The sequence below is a fragment of the uncultured Spongiibacter sp. genome (assembly GCF_964011655.1).
GTDB classification, from domain to species: domain Bacteria; phylum Pseudomonadota; class Gammaproteobacteria; order Pseudomonadales; family Spongiibacteraceae; genus Spongiibacter; species Spongiibacter marinus.
The window spans coordinates 199,860-218,990 of record NZ_CAXGPO010000001.1 but is presented as its reverse complement, the minus strand read 5'-3'; the positions used below and the strand labels follow the sequence as shown (position 1 = coordinate 218,990).

Sequence of the window (19,131 nt, the reverse complement as noted above, 5' to 3'; positions counted from 1 at the left end):
TCGATCGTAATAATTATTTCAATAGATAATTCCTATGGTATGCTGCGCTAAAGAAAGGAGGAGCCATGGTTAAACTTCGCGATTTGCAGTACCTCGATGCAGTGGCGCGCCACCAGCATTTTGGCCGTGCGGCCGAGGCGTGTTTTGTCAGTCAGCCGACGCTGAGCGGGCAAATCATGAAACTGGAAGAGCAGATCGGTTTGGTGCTGATTGAACGCCACCGTAAGCGAGTGATGCTGACGCCCGCGGGCGAGGCCTTGATTGGGCGCGCGCGGGCCGTACTGCGCGCTGCTGAAGACTTTGAGGACAGTGCGCGGGCACTGTCGGCACCGCTGTCGGGTGACTTCCACCTGGGCCTGATCCCCACCGTGGCGCCCTACTTACTGCCCCATATTATGGGGCCACTGGGGCGGGACTTGCCGGAGGTGAATTTTTATCTCCACGAAGACCAGACGCATGTTCTGTTGCAGCAGTTGGATGACGGCAAACTCGATGTGGTGATCTTGTCGTGGCTGGACAGCATCGAAAATGTGGAGCGCTACAACCTCTACCGTGAGCCCTTGGTGTTGGCGGCGCCAAACCATACACCGCTGGCAAAACTGGATCGCGCTGCGCTCTCTGATCTGGATGGTCAGTTAGTGCTTACTTTGGAAGATGGCCACTGCCTGCGTGATGAAACCCTAGACTATTGCTTTTCAGCAGGGGCGAAAGAGGACCAACGCTTTCAGGCTACCAGCCTGGAAACCCTGCGCTATATGGTCGCCAGTGGCCTGGGTATTACCTTGATGCCGCAGCTCGCTGTACGCCCCGCCGACGAAGATCAGGGGCTGCATTACGTGCCTTTTGGTACGCCGCCGCCGAGTAGGGAAATCTGCCTGTTGGTCAGGCCAAACTATTCGCGTATGGAGGCGGTGCGGGCGATGGTCGCCAGTATCCGCGGGGCAATGGCGGGGGCGTTGTCAGAGGCTGAGGGGGTTTAGCAGGCAAAAAAAGGGGCGCCGCTTGGGGCGCCCTAATCATACCTAGAGTAGGAGACTTCGTAATCTTAGTCAGACGCCAAATCAGAAAGTTCCGCCGCCGACGGTGCAAACCAGTAACTGCCGCTTAGCGGCGTCGAAAAATCATTCAAGCGATCCACAATGCCATCGTCGGCTTTGCCAAACATGCTCGCTAAAATGTGGTCATATCGCTCGATCTCGCAGCTAAAAGACAGGAAGTAAAGACCGTGCTGAGAGACTCCGCCATAGGGAACGCTGCGTCGATATAATTTTTGTGCCACGCCATCGATCTTCACATCGCTGCGACTCACGTGTGAGTCGTCCGGCATGGCATCGCCTTTCAGCTCGACACTGTCGGGCTTGGTGCGACCGATTACTTTTTCCTGCTCGTGTTGTGGCATTGCGCGAAAGTGCTTCAAATTGTGCTGCCACTGCTGCGAGAGCACAAAGCTACCGCCGGCGCCGGGCTGGCCCTCGGGGATCAGTGCGACTTTGCGCTGGCCCTCTCCTTTCGGGTTTTCGGTGCCATCGATAAAGCCACTCAGGTCGCGGGAGTCTTTGTACAGAAAGCCGTTTATCTCAAGGGAAACGGCAGCCACGTCCGCCAGTAATTCGCTGGCTTTCATGGCGGCGTCAAACAATGCGCTGTATTCGTCGCCATTGAGCCACAGTAAAATACTGCGCTGTGTGGCGGGGGCGGCGACGGCGCCATTGCCGACCGCACTGAAGGGTTTTAGCTCGGCGGGTTGAGAGCGGCCCAGCCGCTGCCAGCAGTCTGCGCCGAAGGCCCAAACGACGTTGAGCTGGCGGCCGTCGAGGTCTTGAAGGGCGCCTATGGCGTTTGCCAACGATGCCTGTAACGCCGCGTCACTGGTGGCGTCTAACAATTCAAATTCGAGAAAGATATGACGATGACTGCCTTCGACAAAAATGCCGGCTTGGGGAAGACTCATGCGGTGTTCTCTTTTGGTGTGCGAAAAGTCATTTTTTAACAGGCCGCTGCGGGGCTGGCAATCCCGTTTGCGGCAAAGCTTGTTCACAATAGGTGGCGGAATTACACTGTTTGGCCTTTTCGCGCCCCGCCGAGGATAGAGTATTGGCTACACGTTTTGAGCAAAGGCTGGCTTTTCTTGCCGAGCCTGCGCAGCACAGTCTACTGAGAGCGATCCGTCGCGGTATCGAAAAGGAAAGCCTGAGAATGGATGGCGACGGCCTGTTATCGCGCAGCGCTCATCCCGAGGCCTTTGGTTCACCGCTCTGCCATCCGTCAATTACGACGGACTTTTCCGAAGCGCTGCTGGAATTCATCACGCCGGTGAGCGAGAGCATAGAGGAAACACTGGCTGAGTTAGACAGCATTCATCGCTTTGCCAGCGGTAGTCTTGGCGACGAGATGTTGTGGAATGCCAGCATGCCCTGCCGTCTGCCAGCCAGCGACGACATTCCCGTTGCACAATACGGCAGCAGCCATTCCGCTACTATGAAAACCCGCTACCGCCTTGGTTTGGGCCATCGCTACGGCCGGAAAATGCAAACCATCGCGGGTATCCACTACAACTTCTCGCTGCCGCCAGCGCTGTGGGATGCGCTCTTTCAGCTTCAGGGCGGTGAGGGAAAAGCCGACAAGGACTTTATTACCGACAGCTATTTTGCGCTGATTCGCAATTTTCGCCGCTACTCCTGGTTGTTGATCTATTTATTTGGCGCTGCCCCGGCGGTGTCTAAGTGTTTTGTGAATGGCCAGAGCCACAATCTCCAGGAGTGGGGGGAGCACACGCTGTATGCGCCGTATGCGACCTCGCTGCGAATGGGAGATCTGGGTTACCAGAGCAATGCCCAGAAGAATCTCGATATCTGCTACAACCACCTCGATTTTTACATCGACACACTGCGCAACGCCATTACCACCTCGCACGCAGATTACGAACGCATTCCCGCCAGTGAGCAGCTGAGCAGTGGTCTGCTGCAAATCGAAAACGAGTTTTACAGTCCCATTCGGCCCAAGCGGGTGACCGACAGCGGTGAGATTCCACTGGGTGCGTTGCGCCGCGGTGGCGTGGAATACATCGAGGTTCGCTGCTTGGATGTGAACCCGCTACTGCCTCTGGGTATCGATGCGCAGCAGGTGCGCTTTATCGATGCTTTCCTGCTGTTCTGCCTGTGCCAAAACAGCGACCTGTGTGACGATGACGCCAATGCGGCGATCACCGATAACCTGTTAAAAGTGGTTAACGAGGGGCGCAAGCCCGGCCTGACTTTGACCGGCGAGGCGGGTGAGCAACGTTTATTGGTTGAGTGGGGAGAATCCCTGCTCGATGATATTGATGCGCTCGCCGCGCAGCTTGACCGGGCGCACGGTGAAACACACTACCGGGAAAGCTGTGCCGCGCAGCGAGCCAAGCTGCGCAACCCTGCGCTAACGCCTTCAGCGCGCATTCTCGATGAAATCCAGCAGCGCGATGGCAGTTTCTTCCACTTTGCTTTACGCCAGTCCCAGGAGCACGCAGAGCGCTTTAAGCAGTCACCGCTGCTGCCCTCCGATGTCAGCCGTTTCGCTGGCCTTAAAGTGGAGTCGCAGGCCCAGCAGTCTGAGATTGAGGCGGAAAATAGTGGCAGTTTCGAGGATTATCTGGCGCGTTTCTACCAGCAATATAAAGCCCTGTGAACTTCCTCGCCCACTTCCATATTGCCGACGTCATCCGTCGTCGCCGTGGAGAGGCCGATCACGGCCTGCTAGTGGGTGCACTGTTAGGGGATCATGTTAAAGGGCCGCTGAAGGGCGAATATCCCAGTCACTGGGAACAGGGGATTCGCCTGCATCGCCGCATTGATGCGCTCACCGATAGCGACCCAGCCACGCGTCAGTGCCTGCGTGCCTTCCCCGCCCACTTTCGACGCTACGGCGGCATTGCCCTGGACGTGTGCTACGACCACTTCTTGAGTCGCCATTGGCAGGCTGACTGGCTGGATACAGCGCCCCAGGCGCTGGCGGCGTTCAGCGAGCAGTGTTACCAACAATTGCAGGCAGACAGTCGGCACTTTCCTCAGGCTGCGCGGCGCCAGAGCCGTTTTCTGGCCGAATACAATGTTCTGTGCTCGCTGCAAGACTGGCATAATATTGAGCGTACGCTAGCGCGCATTGCCCGCCGTTTGCAGCGGGACAATCCGCTCAGTGACTGCGGGGCGATCCTGGCGCCTATGCAGGGTGAGATCGAAGCCAGTTTTCTGGCCTTGTACCCGCGCCTGCTCGCTCAGCTCAGCGACGAATTTGCCAACGGAGCTACCGCCTGACTTGCCGAGCGGAACCGGCGGCAGCTAACCACAACAAGGGAATTATCATGGCCATCAGCTCACGCTGGATTTACTTTTTTATCTTTGCTTGTTGCACCGGTTTACTGGCCTACGCGCTGTATACCCAGTACGTTGATGGCTTGCACCCCTGCCCTCTGTGCATTACCCAGCGGGCCTTCTTTGTATTCACCGGCGTTGTTGCGGTGATGGCCCTGATCTTCCACCCACAACAACTGGGTCGTTATATTGCCGGCGGCCTCATGTTTGCCAGCTGTGCCGCGGGCGGCGGTTTTGCCTATCGGCAAATCTGGCTGCAAGGGTTGCCACCGGAACAAGTACCGGCGTGTGGTCCGAGTTTGGAATACATGTTTGAGAATCTGCCAATGAGCGAGGCGTTCAGCACACTGCTGATGGGTGATGGCAACTGCGCAGAAGTGGTCTGGACCATGTTCGGCATGAGCATGCCAACCTGGTCGTTGATCGCCTTTGTCGGTTTAGCCTTGGCCGCCGTGGCGAGCGCCCTGCCCTGGGTACGCCGTTAATGCTGGCGGGATTTCTCACCTTATTTGCCTGCCAATTAGCCGGTGAATGGCTGCAGCGGGTATTGGGCTTGCCCTTACCGGGGCAGGTGCTGGGCATGTTCTTGCTGTTTATCCTGCTTTGTGTACGCGGCGCGCTGCGCGACGACGCCGTACCCGAGAGCTTGAGTCAAGGTAGTCAGCGGTTGATTGAGTTGCTGCCGATGCTGTTGATGGCACCAGCGGCGGGTGTGTTCTTCCTTGGCGCTGGCTTTGCGGATCAATGGCCGGGTTTTATTGCTGCGGTGAGTGTTGGCACCGTGCTGACGATGATTGCCTGCGGCCTGTTATTGAAAATGCTAACGCGCGGTCGGAAGCAAGGAAATGACTGAGCTGATGCACACCCCGCTGTTTGGGCTGACATTAACCCTGCTGGCCTATCAATGCGCAATGTGGGCCTACACTCGCAGTGGCAAAATGGCGATGTTGCACCCGACGATTAGCGGGGCCGTATTGATTGCTGTCGCCTTAAAAGCCCTGCAGCTTGATTACTTTGCCTACTATCAGGATATTAACTGGCTTAACTTTTTGCTGGGGCCCGCCACGGTTGCATTGGCAGTGCCGCTGTATCGGCAATTACCCCTGCTCCGCGAGCTTGCTGGCCCCTTATTAGTCACGCTGTTTTTTGGGGCGACGTTTGCATGCGCCTCGGCGTTGTTGTTAGCGTGGTGGCTCGGGGCGACACAGGAAACGCTGCTGTCGCTGATGACCAAGTCGATCACCACGCCGATCGCGATTACAGTGACTGAAGAGATTGGCGGTATTACGTCGGTTGCCGTTGGATCAGTGATTCTCACCGGGGTGGCGGGTATCACCACAATCAGCTGGTTGTTTGAGCGGCTAAATATCCGTGATGACCGTTTGTGGGGCTTCTGCCTGGGGCTGGCGGCCCACGCCATTGGTACCTCGCGCGCCTTCGAGCGCAGCCCGGTGGCCGGTGCCTTTGCCAGTTTGGCGCTGTGCCTGACGGGCGCGTTCACAGCCCTGTTTGTGCCATTGGCAGTGAGCTGGTTCGCCTGAGTTTTGGCCGCGGTGAAACTTAGCTGCGCCAGAAGGCGGGGGTGAACAGCACCAACACGGTAATAAATTCCAAGCGTCCGAGTAGCATTCCCACACTTAAAATCCACTTGCTGGCATCACTCAGGCTGGCGAAGTTGCCAGCGGGCCCGATCAACTCCCCCAGCCCCGGACCAACATTCATCAGTGCGGTACTGGCCCCAGTGAGCGCAGTATCGAAGTCGACGCCACTGAAGCTGAGCAATAAGGTAATCAGCATCAGGCTGATCAGCATGACAAATAAATAGGCAACGGATGACAGAAGAATCGCGTCGTCTACCTTGTGGCCATTGTAGCGCCTCGGTACGACCGCGCGGGGGTGCAGGGCCCGTGAAAGCGATTCCTTCAGGCTAATGGCGAGCAGCTGGAAGCGAAACATTTTCACCCCGCCGCTGGTAGAGCCCGAGCAGCCACCCATAAACGTCGCGAAGAAAAACAGTGCGGCGGCAAATGGCCCCCAGTGACTGTAGTCACCGCTGGCGAAGCCGGTCGTACTGATTACCGAGATAAGGTTAAAGCTGGACAGTGTGAGGGCGCGCAGCGGCGCCTGATGATTCACCAGTATTTGGTAGAGGCTGAGGACTAAACAGGCAGCGATGACGATCAACACGAAGCCGCGCAGCTGCTGATCTTTCCACAATAGCCAGCGCCGTTGTGACAGCGATTGCACATAAAGGGTGAACGGCAGCGCACCGATCATCATAAACACAATCGCCACCCAGTGGCTTCCCAGGTCGTCGAACTGAGCGAAGGAATTGTCCGAGGTGGAAAAGCCGCCCGTCGATAGCGTGGTCATCGCGTGGTTAATGGCGTGGAAGCTGTCCATTCCGGCCAGCATATAAGCGCCGGTACACAGCGCGGTGAGTACCAGGTAAAAATAGATGATCCGGCTGATCATCGTTTTGGCGCGCGGCAGCGCTTTGTCTGACCAGTCAGAGGACTCTGTTTGAAAAAGGCGCATCCCGCCAACGCGTAAGAACGGCAGTATCGCCACGGCCATGGCAATAACGCCGAGGCCGCCTATCCATTGCAACATGGAGCGCCACAGCAGGATGTCGGCGGGCAGATTGTCCAGGCCGGTAAGCACCGTTGAACCGGTTGTCGTCAGCCCTGATGTCGACTCGAAAACGGCATCGCTAAGGCTGAACACCGTGTCGGTTAACAGCAGCGGCAAGGCACCAAGCAGGGACATCAGCAGCCAGCTCACGCTGGTAATTAAGAACATATGGCGCGGCGTGAGCGCGTGAATCTGGTAATTCCAGGTGGCTATGGCGCCGGCCAGTGCCAGGCTCTCGCAGACGAGCAGCACCAGTGTGTAGGCCGCGGCGTTGTCACTGCTGTAAATCCATGCGGTCGCCAGTGGCAGCATCAGGCTCAGGCCGAAGACGGCGATGGTAAAGCTGCAGACCTTGACGACGGGCATCATCAGGCGCTGGGGGCTCATGCTGGGTCCTACTCTGCGCCCAGTGGTAAGTCGTTATTGCGACACACGCCCAATTCAGCGGAACCGGCGCCACAGGCAATAATGGATTTAAATGCCGCGTCGAGTTTTATATCCGGCCGCAAGGTAACGCAATCACCGGGCAGGTGATATACAAAGCCCGAGGTGGGGTTGGGGCCTGTGGGAACGAATACGCTAAACCAGCCATTGTCGTGGCGACTGGTGACGATGGCGGTGGCTTGGGTGGGAACGTCGCGGCCGTAGAGCTGAACGATGGCGACCTCGCCGCGGGTAAAGGGCGAGTTGCTGTCGTTGCCAAACATTTGCTGAAGGATGTCGCGGATCAGCCGGTAGCCGGGGGCGAAACGTGACAGGTGGCGGTCGATAAAGCCCTGAGCGAAGCGACCGGCGCTGGTGGCGACCAAGGTACCCACCACGAAGCAGGCGAATAAAATCAGTGCAATAACAACAACATCAATCAAAGCAGGTGGCGCACCGCTAATTTTCACCAGTGGCTCGGTGAGCGGCGCGATCAAACTTTGCACGGCATTTACCGCCCAGCGCAATGCCAGTAACAGGATAACAATCGGGGCTATAACAAGGATGCCGCCAATAAATGACTGGCCGATAAAGTGCTTGAACTTATTCATGATGACTCGCGGATTCCTGCTTGTCGGCGGGGCTAATAGTAAACAGTTTGTTCGCGCTCGGCACGACCGCTTGCGAAACTAATGGCAATATTTGCCGTTTTTTACCGAATCAGTGTCAGCAGCTCGTCCAGCAAGCGCTCGAGCTTGCGCAGTGAACCGCATTCCGCCACGTAGTGACACGCCGTCTGGTAGCGGCGTATTTCCGAATCACCGGTATTCCAGCGGCCCTGGGATTCTGGATTGAACCACAGCACCAGGCGGGCGCGGTGGTAGAGTTCTCGCAGTGCGGCAATGCCGGTGTCGCCGCCGTTGCCCCGGCCGTCGCCGAGAATAATGATGGTACTGCGACGATTGACGCGCTCTTCAACTAACTGGCGAAAGCTGTTCAGTGCGCGGCCGTAATCGCTGCTGCCCATGCCGTGGCGCTGCTGAATAATCGCGAGGGCCTCGTCGGCATCGTGCTGGCGGAATAGCTCGCTGACTTCAACGCTTTCGCCACAGAAAACAAAGCTGCGTGTGTTGGGGAGTACGTCGGCCAGGGCCTGCATAAACAGCATTAGCACTTGCGACCAACTGCTAACTGAGCCACTGAGGTCGCACAGCACAAAAATTTCGCTTTTTTCGCGGCGGGTGCTTTTCCAGTAGCGATGGAAGGGAACCCCTCCGAGTGCGATGTTGCGGCGCAAGGTCTTGCCGAGGTCTAGGCGACCGCGTTTGGCGCGCCGATAACGCTGCCGGTGCTTGGCGGCGAGTTTTTTGGCTAGTTTGCGTATCAGCGGCGGCAGGCGGTCGCGGTAGTAGGTGTCCAGTGCCGACAGCTGGCTATCGCGCATTAAGGTTTCTTGAAACTCGCGGGTAGCGGCATTGTTGTTGAGCAATAACTGTCGGTCCAGCAGTTCGCTGAGTTGTGCCAGTTGCGTTTCGCGCTCGCGTTCCAGCCACCGCGCCTGTTGTTGTTCTGGTGGGCTGCCACTGGCCAATTGGGCGATACGCTCGCGGCGGCCGCTGTCATTGAGGGCATCGAGGATGCGGCGGCGGTATATGCCGCGCTGGGTGGGGTATTGCATTGCGGCCAGGTCGACGTCGCCTGCGGCGCGCATCAGCTCCGCGCGCAGTGCATCGCTGCCCATGCCGCCACCGCCACCCTGCCCTTGGCCCTCTCCCTCGCCCGCGGTTTCGCCGTCGTCGGCACTGCGGTCTTGTTGTGCCTCTGGGTCGACGGTGTGTGTGGTGTCGTTAGGTGTCTCTGCCAGGTCAAAGAACTGGGCGAAGCAGCGGCTGAACAACTGACGTTGTTCCTCTGACTTCGCTAGGCAGCTCGCCAAGCCGTCGTGTAAAAGCTGGCGATCACCATAGCCAAGGCTGACAGCAACTTGCATGGCGTCTAGCGTTTCTGCGGTGGAAATACCGACCCCGGCATGACGCAGGTGGCGAATAAACTGCAGTAAGATGGCTTCCACGTTGTTTCAGTAACGCTGGCTGAGTAGGCGGGTGATTTCAGGCCGCACGATGTTGATATCTTCCTCGTATTTCAGCAGCACATTCAGGCTGTCATCAACCAGTGCGGCGGACAGGCTGTCGGCATGCAGCAGAAGCAGGCTGCGCGCCCAGTCGATCGTTTCGCTGATGGCCGGTTGTTTTTTCAGGTCGAGCTGGCGAACCCCGTGCACAAAAGTGACCAGCTGTTGGCGCAGGCTGTCGGCGACGTCTGGCACCCGGCTTTGCACGATGCGGCTCTCTAGCTCTGCTTCGGGAAAAGGGATGTACAGGTGCAGGCAGCGTCGCTTGAGCGCATCGCTGAGGTCGCGGGTATTGTTACTGGTCAAAAGCACCAGCGGCTTGTGTTTGGCGCGCAGGGTGCCAATTTCCGGCAGGGTGACCGCGAAGTCGGCGAGGATTTCCAGCAGCAGCGATTCAAATTCGTAGTCGGCTTTGTCGATTTCATCGATCAACAGTACGGCGCCGTCATCGCTTTGCAGCGCGCTGAGCAGAGGGCGAGGTTCCAGAAACCGCTCTGAGTAGAAAATGTCATCGAAGTTGTGCAGGCGTTCCACGGCTGCGGACAGGTCGTTGGCGCCGCCAAGAATGCCTTGTAGCTGCTCCTTTAGCACTTGCACATAGAGCAGTTGCTTGCTGTATTTCCAGTCGTACAGTGCCTTGCTTTCGTCTAAACCTTCGTAGCACTGCAGTCGAAACAGCGGTAACTTGAGCATCGCCGCGCTGGCGTTGGCGAGCTCGGTCTTGCCAACGCCGGGCGGCCCCTCAATCAGAATAGGGCGCTGGAGCGCGCGGGCAAGGTGCAGGGTGGTAGCGATTTGCTCGCTGGCGATGTAGCCCTGCTCGGCCAGCTGTGAAATCAGTTCATCGATGGCTTGTCTCGCCGTATTCATACAGAGTCCTGTGTTCGCTGCCTAGGGCCGCACTAGTTGCTGCAGAGCTTGCCAGTGCCGTGGGTAGCCTGCCTGAATATCGTCGGCGTTGGCAAATTCATGGTCGCGGTAGTCGAAGCCCGGGCTAACCGCTTCGGAGATCAAGCCGTAGTCGCCTTCTTTGAGCTGGGAGGCTTTCCACCATCCGCCGGGCACATAGAGCTGCAGATGCTGCCCCTTTTCGAGGTCCGGCCCCATGACGAGGTGCTCAACATCGCCGTTTTCTTTCAAGAGCGTGTAGTGAAGGGGGGAGCCGCCCTGCCAAAAATGCAGGATGCCGCTGCGATTGCGGTGCAGGTAGCCAGTGGCGCTGTCGGCGGTGAGCAAATAATAGATGCTGCTCATCAGCGGGCGCTGCGCACTACCGTCGCCAGTGGTTTGTGGGTGGGTAAAGCTGCGCCTGAAATAGCCGCCCTCGGGGTGGGCTTCCAGTTTAAGCTGCTCGATAATTTGCTGCGCTTGCATGGCGCTTAGCCGCCAGTGGTATTCATAAAGCGCACGATCTGAGGCTCGTCATTCAGGTCGAAGTGGTGGCGCTCAGGTTTGATGTCCATGGCGTCGATAATACGTTGCTGAAGCTGCTCTGGCTGGTTTTCCAGAACGCTTTTGAGGTCGACGGAGTATTCATTGCCCAGGCAAAGCAATAAACGCCCCTCAACGGTCAGCCTCACGCGATTGCAGAGATGGCAGAAGTTGTGGCTGTGGGGCGAGATCAAACCAACCCGACTTGCGCTGTCAGCCATACGGTAATAGCGCGACGGACCGCCGCTGGTTTCCGCGCTGGCGGTAAGTGGGTAGCGCGCGTTTATGCGCTGATGAATTTCGTCGCTGCTACAGAAGCTGAGGGCCCGGTCGTGCTCGCTGATATGGCCGAGGGGCATTTCTTCAATAAAGCTGATATCGACGTGGCGGTCACGGGCGAAATCCACCAAGTCCAGGATCTCGTCGTCGTTGCGGCCGTTCATAATGACCGCATTCAATTTAATCCGCTCAAAGCCGGCGGCTTTGGCGGCGTCGACGCCGGCCAATACCTTGCTCAGTTCGCCAACGCGCGTCAGCTCTTTAAAGCGATCTTCGCGGAGGCTGTCCAGGCTGATATTGATGCCGGTTAAGCCCGCGCGATACAGGGGCTCAGCATAGCGATCCAGCTGGGCGCCATTGCTGGTCATATTTAATTGTTCGAGGCCGTCCAGCGACGCTAAGCGCTCCACCAGAGACAGCACATTGCGGCGCACCAGCGGTTCGCCGCCGGTCAAACGAATTTTTGTGACACCCAATTGCACAAATGCGGCGCCAATGTCGTAGAGTTGTTCCAGACTAAGGATGTCGCGCCGGGGTAGAAAGGTCATGTCCTCGGCCATGCAGTAGACGCAGCGAAAATCGCAGCGGTCGGTAACGGAGAGGCGCAGGTAGTCTACCTGGCGACCAAATCGATCTTGCAGTGGCGGAGTGGCTGTAGTCATCCGTCGATATTATCACAGCCTGCGGGCGGGTAGCCTGTAAGCAATAACATGTTGAGAGAGTGTTTATGAAATACAGCCTGGCGATTGTAATGCTGCTTGCCTGCGCAAGCCTTGTGCAAGCTGAACCCGGAAATGGCAATGCTTACGGCAAGGCCCATGCGCCCGGCCAGAATAAAGCACCGGGAGAGCCCGCACAGGGGCATGCTCACGGTAAAAACAAGCAAAAAACTGGCGATACCTACGCCGCCAAGGGCAACGCAGGTGGTGCCCAGGCGCGTGCCGATTGGCGGGTCTACAACCGCTTTGGTCAGGCGATATCGGCCAGCGCATTAGCAGATGCCGTCGCTGTAGAGGCGGCGGTCAAAAAAGCGGGTGTCGACCCCTATTCGCAAGAGGCGGCGATGATTCGCATAAGCATGGGGCAATCGCCAGAAATTGCGGATAAGCCCAACGACGGTGCTTATAATGCGCAGGGTGAAGCGATTTCACACCGCCAGGCCAGTGAGCGTTTTGCTGCCATAGCGGTGATGGGGCGTGCGGGGATAGATCCAGACAGTGAGCAGGCGGCGCAGATCCGTGCGGCGGCCGAGGGGCGTATTGAAACGGCTGATGGCGAAGAGGTGGACCAGCAAACACTGGAAGATGTCGCCAAGGAAATCGCTGTACAAGAAGCCATTATTTACACCGGTGCCAAGCCCGGTTCTGCTGATGAGTCGCTAATTCGCATGGGCGCCGATGTGTTTATGGAGAAGCTTCGCAGCTGGCGCCAGTAGCGAAGAGACCGTTTTTTATTGGCCTTAGAATCCCCCACTGTCGTATTTTGCCAGTGGGATGTCTCATTTTGTCATTGTCTGGCTGCTGGCAACGTTTACTCTGGAAGCCGTGAATAGGCCTTCTTTTTATAGGGTTTTTAGCCGCCTTGCGGCGATCTTAATGCGTTAGAGCTGAGGACAAGCCAATGACTAGCACAACAACTACCGTAAAACGCTACCCAATGCCCATGCCTTATGGTTGGTTTGCGGTTTCTTTTTCTGACGAACTGGCTCCCAGCCAGTCCCGCGCTGTGCATTACTTCGGCCAAGAGTTGGTGCTGTTTCGTACCGAGGCTGGTCGCGCGGTATTGATGGAAGCGTATTGTCCCCACCTTGGTGCTCACCTGGGCCACGGTATTCACGAGCGCTCCGGTACCGGCGGTGGCCGTATTGAAGGCAATAACATTGTCTGCCCTTTCCACTCTTGGAAATTTAGCCCCGAGGGCGAGTGTGTTGAGGTTCCTTACGCGAAGAATATGCCGCCTAAGATTGCCGGCCAGAAGTGCCTGAAGTCTTTCCCCGTGCGTGAAGTGAATCAGGTGATCTGGGCGTGGTACCACCCTGAAGGTGAGTCGCCCATGTGGGAAGTGATCGAACACGAGGAAGCGAATTCCGATGATTGGTCGCCGCTGGATCGCTACGAGTGGATTCTGAATACTCACTCTCAGGAAATGGCGGAAAATGCCGCTGACCCTGCTCACTTTAAATACGTTCACGGTACGGCCTCTTTCCCTGAGTGGGAAACAACCTATGACGGCCCAATGGTTCGCGGCCTGCAAAAGGCGAATATGCCCACGCCGCGCGGTGAAGTTCGCGGTGCTATTCACACTGGTAGCGCTGGTCCAGGCCAGGGCTTTACTAAGTTTGAAGGCATTGCCGATACGTTCCTGATGGGTCTCACGACGCCGATCGACCAAGAGACGGTACACGTACGTTTTGCTTTCACCCAGCCCAAGGTTAACGGTGAAGTACAGAAAGGTGGTGTGAACGCGGCGATTATCGCCAATATCGTTGGCCAGCTTGAGGAAGATAAGCCCATCTGGGAAAACAAGATCTATCGCCCACTGCCAATTTTGTGTGACGGCGATGGCCCTATCGCGAAATTCCGCAAATGGTATTCTCAGTTCTATGCCGGTGGCTTCGACCCACGCTCGCTGTAAGGGCAAGTGTGAATCTGGTCAGATAAATGAAAAGGGCGCCCAACTGGGCGCCCTTTTTTGTATGGGTAGCAGCTATACTAGTGCGCAACCTACTCTTTCTGGAGATGCAATGAAGCGCGCAGTCATCCTGCTTTGGATCGTTTGCCTGATGCCCCTATCCAGCTGGGCGGCCTGCAAACTGCCTGCGCCGCCCAAGCAGTTCCCCGATGGCGAGGCGGCAAGCCGCGACGAGATGCAACAGCTGCGCCAGCAACTCGAGCGTTATGTCGACGAGCAAGGCCGTTACCTAAAGTGCCTGGACGCCATGGAAAAAACTGCCAAGGGAACCGGGTATGACACGGCGCAACGCCGGTTAGAGCGCATCGCTCGTTACAATACTGCGATGGCGGAGATGTCGGCGGCGGTGGAGCGTTATAACCGCGAGGCTGAGCGCTTTAATCTGCGATGAGTTCAATGCCGCGGGTGGCGAGCTTATCGCCCAGAGTCTGGCTGGCCGCTTCTGCCCCGAGAATACACGCGCGTTGGCGCCCCTTGCCTCCGCGAATGTAGCGATTATTTTCAAGCAAATCTTTCACTCGCCGGGCAATGGCTTCACCAGAATCTATCCAATTGATTCCCGGGAGGTGTTTGGCTAGTTGTGGTTTAACCAGTGGGAAGTGGGTGCAGGCCAATACAATTGTGTCCAGCGCTTTTGCGCTGGGGTGTTGGTGAAATGCCGCTGCCACACTCTGCCAAACGTCAGGGGAATCCTCGTCCTGCCAGAATAACGCTTCCACCGCCGGTGCCAGCGCTTCTGCTCCTACCGATAGCACGGTGCAGTCGCTGGCAAAGGTGTCGATTAGCTCGGCAGTGTAGCGACGTTTTATGGTGCCGGGCGTGGCGAGCAGGCCAATAACACGGCTTTTGCTTTGCAGGGCGGCAGGCTTAATGGCGGGCACGACACCCACAACAGGAAGGGAGACTTGCTGTCGTAAACTGGGTAGCACGGCAGTGCTGGCGCTGTTGCATGCGACCACCACGATATCGATGCGATGGCGCTGTAGCAAGGTGTGAATACGCTGGAGAATATGTTCTACCAGTGCATCCTCCTGCCACATGCCGTAGGGGAAGCCGCCGCGATCCATCGCGTAGAGCAGGTCAACATCGGGAAGCAAATGGTGGATTTCGGCGCCGATGCTCAGGCTACCGACACCGCTGTCGAACACCAGCACCTGGGGGCGGTGCTCAACACTATTCATTCCCGGATCACAGCTGTTCAATAATCTTTTCAGCGGCGCTGACATCGACGCCACCGGCTGGCTCGACGGCAATAAAGCTTACGACACCATCTTCTGCAATCAACGCAAAGCGCTGGCTGCGTTTGCCCATGCCGTAGCCACTGGCATCCATTTCCAGGCCCAGTGCGGCGGTGAGTTCTGCGTTGCCGTCGGCGAGCATGAGCAGCTGTTCAGCGTTTTGGCTCTTACCCCAGGCATCCATCACAAAAGCGTCGTTGACCGACATGCACACGATGCTGTCGACACCCTTGGCTTTAATTGTGTCAGCGTGCACGACATAGCCAGGTAGGTGGGTGAGGCTACAGCCGGGGGTGAAGGCACCGGGCACGGCAAACAGCACAACTTTCTTACCGCTAAATATATCGCCAGTGGTGATGTCTTGGGGGCCCTTTTCGCCCATAACTTTGAGCGTAACGTCGGGGATTTTATCGCCAGCTTGGATGCTCATATCGTTGTCCTTTAACCAGAAAAAAGAGGAGTTTGTGCTGCGCGACAAGTGTAGCAGAGCTAATAGCGTGTCGACATGCACTTGAAATATGCGACGCCAATACCCAGATAATGTTCAACAGCGAAAGCTGAAATTGCGTTGAAGCGTTATTGGAGGTGGTTTTATGAATAGCTATCTGCCCTTCACATTATTTGGAGACCTAAGCCGCAATTTTGATAGCCGCGGTGAGCCGGCCGAGAAGGCGCGTCGTGCATGGGCGCCTGCTGTGGATATCAGTGAGGCGGACGACGCCTACCTGCTAAGTATGGATGTTCCCGGTATCAGTCGAGAGGCGATTGAGGTTAGCGTTGACGGTGGCGTGCTAACGGTTAAGGGCGAGCGCACTATCGACTATGCCGACGCAAAGTTGGCGGTAAACGAGCGCTGGCAAGGAGAATTTGTTCGCCGCTTCTCGCTGCCCGATACCGTGGATCAGGAGAAGATTGCTGCCAAGGTAGAAAACGGCGTCTTGGCGCTGCACATACCCAAACTTGCCGCGGCGGAGCCGCGTCGTATCACCGTTCAATAGGCCCCCTGTTAAGCCCTGCCCTTGCAGGGCTTAATTGCCTGTGCTGGAATCGCAGGGTTTTTAATCACTGAGCCCTCTCCTATGCCCCCCTTTGATAAAGCGTCACTGCGTCGCGAGTGGCAAATATTCCTGCTGGCGCTGGGCTTTTTGAGTCGTATTCCTGTTCCCCAAGACCCTGACTTCAGCCCCGAAAAGCTTGATGGTACAGCGCGCTACTTTCCTCTCGTGGGGCTGCTGATTGGTGGCGTAACGGCTATTGCCTTGCTGGTTTTTTTTGCGCTGTTTAATAACCCGCTGTTGGCGGTGCTGTTGAGTATGGCAGTGGGCTTGTTGCTGACAGGCGCCTTTCATGAGGATGGTTTGGCCGACAGCGCCGATGGCTTTGGCGGCGGATGGCGCCGCGATGACGTGCTGCGCATCATGAAAGACTCGCGCATCGGCAGCTATGGCACCGCCGCGTTATTCATGGTGCTAGCCATTAAGGCAGCGAGCTTGGCGGCGATGCCGATCGCCCAAGCGGTTGGCGGAATCCTTATCGCGCAAGTGGTGAGCCGTTGGTTGGCCATCTCCTTTCTGATCGATATGCCCTATGTGAGCGGTGAAGGAAAGTCGAAGCCTCTGGCGACCGCGCTATCACTGCGTGACTGGCTATTGGCAGGGCTGCCTGTTCTGTTGTTATCAGGCTTTGCACAGGCCTCGCAGTGGCTGCTCTTGTTGCTGATTTTGGGGGGCTTTCGGCTGGGTTTTGGGCGGTATTTGTCGCGCCGTATACAAGGGTATACCGGAGATGCACTGGGGGCGGCGCAGCAACTGAGTGAAATACTTATCTACTTAGTGATCTTACTGTAGTTGTCAGCAGGCAAAGATGTCGCTGAACCGCAGCTGAACGGCGACTGTAAATTGTTGTTCCTTTTAGCGGCGCACTTTGTCGGCGCTCGCTGGTCAGAGAAGTATCAGTAAGAGGAGATAACAATGTCTAAGTTTGCAGTTGTTGCCGCTGGTGTTGGTGCGGTTGCGCTGGCCACGGCGGGTGGCTATGGCGGTTACCACTACTTGGAGTCGCAGCCGCGCTATGCGCAGGTATTGTCTGTTGAGCCAATTACCGAAACCTATTTTGTCCCCCGTGAAGAGTGTTACGACGAGGTGGTGCAGGAGCAGGCACCGAGCCGCGACAGCAATCAAATAGCCGGCACGGTAGTCGGCGCTGTACTCGGCGCGGTTATCGGTAAGCAAGTGGGTGGCGGGAACGGTAAAAAGCTCGCGACAGTGGCGGGGGCGGCTGCAGGTGGCTACGCGGGCAAGCGTATTCAGGAAGATATGCAGAGCAAGAATGTGCAAACCCGCACAGAGCGCCGCTGCCAAACCCTGCAAGATCCTAAGCAGCGCGTCACTGGCTATGAAGTCAGCTATAGTCTTGATGGTGAGGCGGGCACAGTTACCTTAGCGCAGCGCCCGGGCGAGCAGATTCCTGTTGTTAATGGCGAGCTGGTGCTGGAAAACCCGGAGGGCTAGCTAGCACGTAACGCTGGACGATATGGCGGAGCGTTTCACGGTCAGCTCTGCAGGTAATCTTTTTCGAAAAAAATGGGAGAGAGTATGAAATTTAATAAATCACGAAAGTTAGCCGCGATCTTTATGAGTGTATTGCTCTCGTGGATGGGCATGGCCGCGACGACGGCCTCTGCGGCCATGGTCGATACGTCGGTGACGATCAGTGAGTACAGCCTTGCAGAGGACAAGGCGGCGTTGAAGTCGGCGCTCGACCGCGACGATGTTCGCGAGCGCTTGCTTGACCTCGGTATCTCTATCGACGATGTCGATACCCGCATCGATGCGCTGACGGCAGATGAGCTGGCCAGCCTAAAAGCGAACATGGACGATATGCCCGCCGGTGCTGGTGCGGTGGGTTTACTCGCCTTTGTTGTGCTGGTGTTTTTCATTACCGATGTACTCGGGATTACCGACATCTTTCCCTTTGTGAACGCGGCCAACTAAAGACCGTTGCGTTCTTTACTTGTTATATGGGCGCTGCTGCTGGTTGCCTGCAGCAGTGTCCCCGCACTTCCCCCTGCCACCCTGAATGACTTGGCAGATAGTCGTAAGCTCGATGTTCCCTTCGTTGCTCAGCAGGCCTACTACTGCGGTCCCGCGGCGTTAAGCTCTGTGGCGAATTATCGCGATATTCACATTGATCAGCAGTCTGTCGCTGACATGAGTTTTGTGCCCGAGCGCAAGGGTAGTTTAACGGTTGATATGCAAGCCGCGGGAAGACGCATCGGCTTGCTGCCCTATCCTCTCGCACCAAAATTCGAAGACTTATTAAGAGAGCTCAATGCGGGTAACCCGGTTTTGGTGCTACAAAACCTCGGTTTGAGCTGGTGGCCGCAGTGGCATTATGCGCTGGCAGTGGGTTATGACCTCAGGTCCATTACCCTGCTCCTGCACTCCGGGGAAGAGGCGTACTATCGGCTGGGTTTCGCAACGTTTGCTGCAACATGGGCGCGGGCAAAACACTGGGCGAGAGTGCTGGTTCCGGCATCGGTGATGCCGGTCACGGCAATGCCTGTATCCTATTTGAAGAGTGCCCACGCCTTTGAGGAAACCGGTGATACTAAGCGTGCGATGGACTTTTATCAGCGCGCGGTAAATGAATGGCCAGGCAGCGTGTTGGCATGGCTGGCCCTGGCTAATGCCGCCTATACTCAGGGTGATTTCGCTGGTGCGATAAATAGCTATGAGCGTGCACTTACGATTGCGCCAGAACGCGCGTCAGTCTGGAATAATTATGCCTACGCCCTGCATGCGCAGGGTTGCTCGCAGCTCGCCCTTGACGCCCTGGAACGTGCATTGGCCTTAGCGCCGCAGGACGAAAATATTGCGGATAGTCGCAATGATTTACTGCAGCGGCCAGGGGGCAGCGCCCTGCGCGGGAGCTGCCCGGAGCGGCTCCCGCAATAGCC

23 protein-coding genes are annotated in these 19,131 nt (G+C 56.9%); 14 read left to right on the top strand and 9 right to left on the bottom strand.

Going from position 1 to position 19,131, the window contains the following annotated elements; translation table 11 throughout:
- Window positions 1–65 precede the first annotated feature (65 nt).
- Window positions 66–980: a DNA-binding transcriptional regulator OxyR gene (gene oxyR / locus ABNS66_RS01070; RefSeq protein ID WP_027873319.1), complete on the top strand. Its 915-nt coding sequence runs from the start codon at window positions 66–68 to the stop codon at window positions 978–980.
- Window positions 981–1,045: 65 nt separating this feature from the next.
- Here oxyR and ABNS66_RS01065 read toward each other — a convergent pair whose 3' ends face one another.
- Window positions 1,046–1,951, bottom strand: coding sequence for a Dyp-type peroxidase (locus ABNS66_RS01065; protein ID WP_286837466.1), 906 nt, complete (start codon window positions 1,949–1,951; stop codon window positions 1,046–1,048).
- Window positions 1,952–2,094: 143 nt separating this feature from the next.
- Between ABNS66_RS01065 and gshA the strand changes: the two genes are divergently transcribed.
- From gshA to ABNS66_RS01040, 5 genes are read left to right on the top strand one after another with little or no spacing between them, the layout of a single operon-like run.
- Window positions 2,095–3,663, top strand: a complete 1,569-nt coding sequence (gshA, locus tag ABNS66_RS01060; RefSeq protein ID WP_286837464.1) for a glutamate--cysteine ligase — start codon at window positions 2,095–2,097, stop codon at window positions 3,661–3,663.
- Window positions 3,660–4,289, top strand: a complete 630-nt coding sequence (locus ABNS66_RS01055; protein WP_286837463.1) for an ACP phosphodiesterase — start codon at window positions 3,660–3,662, stop codon at window positions 4,287–4,289. The genes gshA and ABNS66_RS01055 overlap by 4 nt, the downstream gene beginning before the upstream one ends.
- Window positions 4,290–4,336: 47 nt before the next feature.
- Window positions 4,337–4,831 carry a disulfide bond formation protein B gene (locus ABNS66_RS01050; RefSeq protein ID WP_286837462.1) on the top strand — a complete coding sequence of 165 codons (495 nt, stop codon included), beginning with the start codon at window positions 4,337–4,339 and terminating at the stop codon, window positions 4,829–4,831.
- Window positions 4,831–5,199, top strand: coding sequence for a CidA/LrgA family protein (locus ABNS66_RS01045; RefSeq protein ID WP_286837461.1), 369 nt, complete (start codon window positions 4,831–4,833; stop codon window positions 5,197–5,199). The genes ABNS66_RS01050 and ABNS66_RS01045 overlap by 1 nt, the downstream gene beginning before the upstream one ends.
- The gene (locus ABNS66_RS01040) at window positions 5,192–5,887 is read left to right on the top strand and encodes an LrgB family protein (RefSeq protein WP_286695236.1); all 696 of its coding nucleotides are present in this window, start codon (window positions 5,192–5,194) and stop codon (window positions 5,885–5,887) included. Before ABNS66_RS01045 ends, ABNS66_RS01040 begins: the two co-directional genes overlap by 8 nt.
- A 19-nt stretch (window positions 5,888–5,906) precedes the next feature.
- Here ABNS66_RS01040 and ABNS66_RS01035 read toward each other — a convergent pair whose 3' ends face one another.
- The 6 genes from ABNS66_RS01035 to moaA form a co-directional block, all read right to left on the bottom strand.
- On the bottom strand, window positions 5,907–7,367 hold the full coding sequence (locus tag ABNS66_RS01035; RefSeq protein ID WP_286837460.1) for a TrkH family potassium uptake protein: 1,461 nt from the start codon (window positions 7,365–7,367) through the stop codon (window positions 5,907–5,909).
- Window positions 7,368–7,375: 8 nt separating this feature from the next.
- The gene (locus tag ABNS66_RS01030) at window positions 7,376–8,014 is read right to left on the bottom strand and encodes a DUF502 domain-containing protein (protein ID WP_286837458.1); all 639 of its coding nucleotides are present in this window, start codon (window positions 8,012–8,014) and stop codon (window positions 7,376–7,378) included.
- Between the two features lie 101 nt (window positions 8,015–8,115).
- On the bottom strand, window positions 8,116–9,474 hold the full coding sequence (locus tag ABNS66_RS01025) for a VWA domain-containing protein (protein WP_286837456.1): 1,359 nt from the start codon (window positions 9,472–9,474) through the stop codon (window positions 8,116–8,118).
- A gap of 6 nt (window positions 9,475–9,480) precedes the next feature.
- Window positions 9,481–10,404, bottom strand: coding sequence for a MoxR family ATPase (locus ABNS66_RS01020; protein WP_204994826.1), 924 nt, complete (start codon window positions 10,402–10,404; stop codon window positions 9,481–9,483).
- 21 nt (window positions 10,405–10,425) lie between these two features.
- On the bottom strand, window positions 10,426–10,908 hold the full coding sequence (locus ABNS66_RS01015) for a cupin domain-containing protein (RefSeq protein ID WP_286837454.1): 483 nt from the start codon (window positions 10,906–10,908) through the stop codon (window positions 10,426–10,428).
- Window positions 10,909–10,913: 5 nt separating this feature from the next.
- Window positions 10,914–11,906 (bottom strand): GTP 3',8-cyclase MoaA, encoded by a 993-nt coding sequence (moaA, locus tag ABNS66_RS01010; protein ID WP_286837453.1) that lies wholly within the window; start codon window positions 11,904–11,906, stop codon window positions 10,914–10,916.
- A gap of 65 nt (window positions 11,907–11,971) precedes the next feature.
- Here moaA and ABNS66_RS01005 point away from each other — a divergent pair, with 65 nt between their 5' ends.
- From ABNS66_RS01005 to ABNS66_RS00995, 3 genes are all read left to right on the top strand, one after another.
- The gene (locus ABNS66_RS01005; protein WP_286837451.1) at window positions 11,972–12,679 is read left to right on the top strand and encodes a hypothetical protein; all 708 of its coding nucleotides are present in this window, start codon (window positions 11,972–11,974) and stop codon (window positions 12,677–12,679) included.
- 185 nt (window positions 12,680–12,864) lie between these two features.
- A complete protein-coding gene (locus tag ABNS66_RS01000) occupies window positions 12,865–13,878 on the top strand; it encodes a Rieske 2Fe-2S domain-containing protein (RefSeq protein WP_286695229.1) in 1,014 nt (337 codons plus the stop codon).
- Window positions 13,879–13,987: 109 nt separating this feature from the next.
- Window positions 13,988–14,326 (top strand): hypothetical protein, encoded by a 339-nt coding sequence (locus tag ABNS66_RS00995; protein WP_027873305.1) that lies wholly within the window; start codon window positions 13,988–13,990, stop codon window positions 14,324–14,326.
- Here the strand turns inward: ABNS66_RS00995 and murI are convergent.
- Together murI and ABNS66_RS00985 are read right to left on the bottom strand one after the other, a co-directional pair.
- Window positions 14,313–15,116, bottom strand: coding sequence for a glutamate racemase (gene murI / locus ABNS66_RS00990; RefSeq protein ID WP_286837448.1), 804 nt, complete (start codon window positions 15,114–15,116; stop codon window positions 14,313–14,315). The two genes, ABNS66_RS00995 and murI, sit on opposite strands and share 14 nt — an antisense overlap.
- Window positions 15,117–15,123: 7 nt before the next feature.
- Window positions 15,124–15,603: a peroxiredoxin gene (locus ABNS66_RS00985; protein ID WP_286837446.1), complete on the bottom strand. Its 480-nt coding sequence runs from the start codon at window positions 15,601–15,603 to the stop codon at window positions 15,124–15,126.
- A gap of 163 nt (window positions 15,604–15,766) precedes the next feature.
- On the opposite strand from ABNS66_RS00985, the gene ABNS66_RS00980 reads away from it, so the two are divergent.
- The 5 genes from ABNS66_RS00980 (at window position 15,767) to ABNS66_RS00960 (ending at window position 19,129) form a co-directional block, all read left to right on the top strand.
- Window positions 15,767–16,171: an Hsp20/alpha crystallin family protein gene (locus ABNS66_RS00980; RefSeq protein WP_027873303.1), complete on the top strand. Its 405-nt coding sequence runs from the start codon at window positions 15,767–15,769 to the stop codon at window positions 16,169–16,171.
- 81 nt (window positions 16,172–16,252) lie between these two features.
- Window positions 16,253–17,020, top strand: a complete 768-nt coding sequence (locus ABNS66_RS00975) for an adenosylcobinamide-GDP ribazoletransferase (protein ID WP_286695225.1) — start codon at window positions 16,253–16,255, stop codon at window positions 17,018–17,020.
- Window positions 17,021–17,143: 123 nt separating this feature from the next.
- Window positions 17,144–17,683, top strand: a complete 540-nt coding sequence (locus ABNS66_RS00970; protein ID WP_286695224.1) for a glycine zipper 2TM domain-containing protein — start codon at window positions 17,144–17,146, stop codon at window positions 17,681–17,683.
- 84 nt (window positions 17,684–17,767) lie between these two features.
- Window positions 17,768–18,166 carry a PA2779 family protein gene (locus ABNS66_RS00965; protein WP_286837443.1) on the top strand — a complete coding sequence of 133 codons (399 nt, stop codon included), beginning with the start codon at window positions 17,768–17,770 and terminating at the stop codon, window positions 18,164–18,166.
- Window positions 18,167–18,172: 6 nt separating this feature from the next.
- Window positions 18,173–19,129 carry a PA2778 family cysteine peptidase gene (locus ABNS66_RS00960; protein ID WP_286837441.1) on the top strand — a complete coding sequence of 319 codons (957 nt, stop codon included), beginning with the start codon at window positions 18,173–18,175 and terminating at the stop codon, window positions 19,127–19,129.
- Window positions 19,130–19,131 lie beyond the last annotated feature (2 nt).

Excerpts from the sequence above, each read along its gene's own strand:
- oxyR (WP_027873319.1), top strand. The coding sequence starts at position 66 with ATGGTTAAACTTCGCGATTTGCAGTACCTCGATGCAGTGGCGCGCCAC.
- ABNS66_RS01065 (WP_286837466.1), bottom strand. The coding sequence starts at position 1,951 with ATGAGTCTTCCCCAAGCCGGCATTTTTGTCGAAGGCAGTCATCGTCAT.
- ABNS66_RS01050 (WP_286837462.1), top strand. The coding sequence starts at position 4,337 with ATGGCCATCAGCTCACGCTGGATTTACTTTTTTATCTTTGCTTGTTGC.
- ABNS66_RS01045 (WP_286837461.1), top strand. The coding sequence starts at position 4,831 with ATGCTGGCGGGATTTCTCACCTTATTTGCCTGCCAATTAGCCGGTGAA.
- ABNS66_RS01040 (WP_286695236.1), top strand. The coding sequence starts at position 5,192 with ATGACTGAGCTGATGCACACCCCGCTGTTTGGGCTGACATTAACCCTG.
- ABNS66_RS01035 (WP_286837460.1), bottom strand. The coding sequence starts at position 7,367 with ATGAGCCCCCAGCGCCTGATGATGCCCGTCGTCAAGGTCTGCAGCTTT.
- ABNS66_RS01030 (WP_286837458.1), bottom strand. The coding sequence starts at position 8,014 with ATGAATAAGTTCAAGCACTTTATCGGCCAGTCATTTATTGGCGGCATC.
- ABNS66_RS01020 (WP_204994826.1), bottom strand. The coding sequence starts at position 10,404 with ATGAATACGGCGAGACAAGCCATCGATGAACTGATTTCACAGCTGGCC.
- ABNS66_RS01015 (WP_286837454.1), bottom strand. The coding sequence starts at position 10,908 with ATGCAAGCGCAGCAAATTATCGAGCAGCTTAAACTGGAAGCCCACCCC.
- moaA (WP_286837453.1), bottom strand. The coding sequence starts at position 11,906 with ATGACTACAGCCACTCCGCCACTGCAAGATCGATTTGGTCGCCAGGTA.
- ABNS66_RS01005 (WP_286837451.1), top strand. The coding sequence starts at position 11,972 with ATGAAATACAGCCTGGCGATTGTAATGCTGCTTGCCTGCGCAAGCCTT.
- ABNS66_RS01000 (WP_286695229.1), top strand. The coding sequence starts at position 12,865 with ATGACTAGCACAACAACTACCGTAAAACGCTACCCAATGCCCATGCCT.
- ABNS66_RS00995 (WP_027873305.1), top strand. The coding sequence starts at position 13,988 with ATGAAGCGCGCAGTCATCCTGCTTTGGATCGTTTGCCTGATGCCCCTA.
- murI (WP_286837448.1), bottom strand. The coding sequence starts at position 15,116 with ATGAATAGTGTTGAGCACCGCCCCCAGGTGCTGGTGTTCGACAGCGGT.
- ABNS66_RS00985 (WP_286837446.1), bottom strand. The coding sequence starts at position 15,603 with ATGAGCATCCAAGCTGGCGATAAAATCCCCGACGTTACGCTCAAAGTT.
- ABNS66_RS00980 (WP_027873303.1), top strand. The coding sequence starts at position 15,767 with ATGAATAGCTATCTGCCCTTCACATTATTTGGAGACCTAAGCCGCAAT.
- ABNS66_RS00975 (WP_286695225.1), top strand. The coding sequence starts at position 16,253 with ATGCCCCCCTTTGATAAAGCGTCACTGCGTCGCGAGTGGCAAATATTC.
- ABNS66_RS00970 (WP_286695224.1), top strand. The coding sequence starts at position 17,144 with ATGTCTAAGTTTGCAGTTGTTGCCGCTGGTGTTGGTGCGGTTGCGCTG.
- ABNS66_RS00965 (WP_286837443.1), top strand. The coding sequence starts at position 17,768 with ATGAAATTTAATAAATCACGAAAGTTAGCCGCGATCTTTATGAGTGTA.